Source organism: Paramesorhizobium endophyticum (assembly GCF_014640615.1).
GTDB lineage: Bacteria > Pseudomonadota > Alphaproteobacteria > Rhizobiales > Rhizobiaceae > Paramesorhizobium > Paramesorhizobium endophyticum.
Genome location: NZ_BMHH01000061.1, coordinates 1 through 2,689 on the forward strand (window position 1 = coordinate 1; position 2,689 = coordinate 2,689).

Annotated in this window: 3 protein-coding genes; all 3 read right to left on the bottom strand. The window is 61.8% G+C overall.

Annotated features, from left to right (window positions below):
- Positions 1-1,911, bottom strand: a 1,911-nt coding sequence (locus IEX53_RS23485; protein WP_188826587.1) for an ATP-binding protein, incomplete at its 3' end; no start/stop codon positions are given.
- A gap of 71 nt (positions 1,912-1,982) precedes the next feature.
- Entirely contained in the window at positions 1,983-2,270 is a 288-nt protein-coding gene (locus IEX53_RS23490; protein WP_188826588.1) for a hypothetical protein, read from the bottom strand.
- A 169-nt stretch (positions 2,271-2,439) separates the two neighbouring features.
- On the bottom strand, positions 2,440-2,568 hold the full coding sequence (locus IEX53_RS24240; RefSeq protein WP_268902615.1) for a hypothetical protein: 129 nt from the start codon (positions 2,566-2,568) through the stop codon (positions 2,440-2,442).
- Positions 2,569-2,689 lie beyond the last annotated feature (121 nt).

The following is a 2,689-nucleotide window of genomic DNA, read 5'->3' on the forward strand; positions in this document are numbered from 1 at the left end:
CAGCACATTCTTAGGTGCTGTCCAACTCGTCGCTGCGTTCATAACCCTCAAATGACGACACGCCCTAGCAATTTGGGCTGGTGATTGAGCGGCCTCGGAAGGGTTGGCGATGTTTGTCGGCGCGGACGCCAGCACATCGGCCAGATCGCTTCCCAGATGATGGGCGAGAATGCCGGTCAGCGCCTCGATATCAGGCAGGGGAATCGCGACGTGCTTTTCCAGCCGTCCGGACCGCAACAGCGCAGGATCGATCTTTTCGGGGAGGTTTGTCGCCGCGACGACGATGACGCCTTCGGTCTTCGAGGCCCCATCAAGGAGTTCCAGCAAACGGTTGATCAGCGAGCGCCAGTAATCGTCGTGCTGCTCTCGTCGTGCAGCGGACCGGCTGCCGATATTGTCGATCTCATCGATGAACAGGATGACCGGAGCGTTTTCGCGCGCCAGTTCGAACGACTTCGCCATGCGCTTGAGCACGTCGCCGAGATAGCTGGGTTCAAGCCAGGACGCGACCGATGTCGCCAGCAGCGGCACCTGCAATGTATTGCAAAGCGCCCGGGCATAGGTGGTCTTGCCGGTCCCGGGCGGTCCGGAGAGCAAAAGCCTGGTGCTCATCTCGTTCCACGCGACTTCGCCGCCGCGCCAGAGCTGAAGATCTGCCTTGAGGTCGAGCGCCCAGTCCCGCGCCGCGCCATAGCCGGAGAGCGTCTCCACGCGCGGGCTCGCAGCAATGGATGTTTCCGCCGGCTTCGCCGGCTGGATAATATCGATGCCTTCGGCGGAGCGGTTCTTGGTCTTCGCCCGGTTCGACCTGTCCTTGTCACGGCCTGATCCGCGGCTGTCATCATCGTCCTCGGATTTGCCTTCAGAACGCGCCCATTCGCCGAGCGCCTTCAGGATCGACAGGATATGTTCGAGATCACGTCCCGGACGAACAGCGAGCGCCAGCGCGTCGATGGAAAGGCCATCGGGATCGAGCGCCATTGCCTCCATCCGGAGCAACGATTGTTCCGGCGCGATGCCGCAACAGACATGCAATAGTTCCGCGACCAGCCCATAATCGAGGCCGCCGCATTCGAGTGCGAGATCGGGCGTCATCGAGACAAAGGGAGCAAGCGGGTCCCTGGTCTCGTCGGCGACGATCACCGGAGCGGTGCGCTCCAGCAGGACATCCGTCAGAGCCCGGCTCAATTGGCGTTCATCCGCCTTTGCCACATCCGTGCCGCCGAGCGTCCTGATCGTTTTGCGTGTTTTGCCCAGACGGCGGTCCGCGCGGCCATCCCAGAACGGGCTGCTGCGATGGACGTTTTCCAGCTTCACCCAGTAAGGCAGGATGAGCCCGTCTTCCAGCATCAGACCGAAGCGGCGTTCGAAGCCCGGAACCGGGACCTTGAGCAGAATGAACGTTCCGGGACCGCGTACACCGTCGGATAGAGCGGTCAGGTCAGGCACATCAGGGCCGACGGCGCGCGCGACCAGCAGGGCCATGGCGACATGGACAACAACGGGCGCGGGCAAGTGCTCGCGCAGCAGCGCCAGAAAGTCGCGCGCCGATCGTGCCGATGTTTTGGTCACATCAGGAGCACCGCGTCTCTTCGGGGCCGAGCGGACATTTTCATGGCGTAGCTTTTCCGCAATATCCGCCATCGACATCTCGGTGGTCGTCTTTGCGCGTGCAGCTTTTCCGAGTTGTCGCATGATTTCGGCACGTGCTTCGCTCGGGGCGATGTTGAGAAGATGCAGCGATTGCTCCGGCACATGCCAGACCGTCCCGCTCTGCTCATCGCCGGGAACAATGAAGTCTGCCTCCAGCAATCCGGCAACCGCCGCGCGCTCATAAAGATCGAGGATGGCCAGCCGGCGGATGCGGGCGAAGAGATAGCGACGGATGCGGTCAGTCAGGATTTCCATCATGCGCCCTCCAGCAGCGTGCGGTTGCCCTGAAGCCAGTCACGCAGCATCAGCGCGGTCGGATCGCCAGCGGCTCACAAGGAAAGAAGCTGTTCCCGAAAGATTTTCGGAATGCTGGCCATGGCGATGCCCTTGCGCCCGGCAAAGCCGATGACGACCCGGGCGACAATCGCGGGATCGGGCAAGGCATCGGGCATCGCCTTGCACATGGCAATGGCCCGAGGAATAGCCTGTGACCTGCAAGCCGCGCTGTGGCTTGCCGCATCTTGCAACTTCGCCAATCGCTTCAGCCGGCCTGACCGCTTTGGTGCCGTAGCTGGCTGGTGTGGAGGGTGGAAAGGGATGATGTTATCCTGGCGCATGGCATAGATCTCCTGTCGCCGAACATGATGGTTCAGCGCGAGCGAACGAAATAGAAAGTGGAATGATCGGCCCGCAGACGTCAGGCGCACGGAAAGAATTTCCGCATGCGGAAGCCGTCCGGCTTCAATCGAAGCCGCGCCTGAAGTCAGGGACGATCAGTCGTTGGGATCAGGCGAGCGCCGAGGCATAGGCGATCGGGCAAGACGCTCTCAGACGCTGCCGCAGCGTGCGCTCATCAACAGGATCGGAAAACGGATAAGCTTCCCGTTCGGAAGCAAAGCGGGTAAGGGTCTGCATAGCCCAAGGCCTTCTCTAACAAGGTTGCGGGTCAGGCCCTCGTTGGTGTTGGCGCACCGGCGGGGGCCGCTAAGTGTCTGCAGCTGCTCATTTTCTACCGACCCTGTCGACATAGCCCGGA

What these genes read in the sequence shown, in the direction of transcription:
- IEX53_RS24240 (WP_268902615.1), bottom strand. Translation starts at nt 2,568, where the DNA reads ATGCAGACCCTTACCCGCTTTGCTTCCGAACGGGAAGCTTATCCGTTT.
- IEX53_RS23490 (WP_188826588.1), bottom strand. Translation starts at nt 2,270, where the DNA reads ATGCGCCAGGATAACATCATCCCTTTCCACCCTCCACACCAGCCAGCT.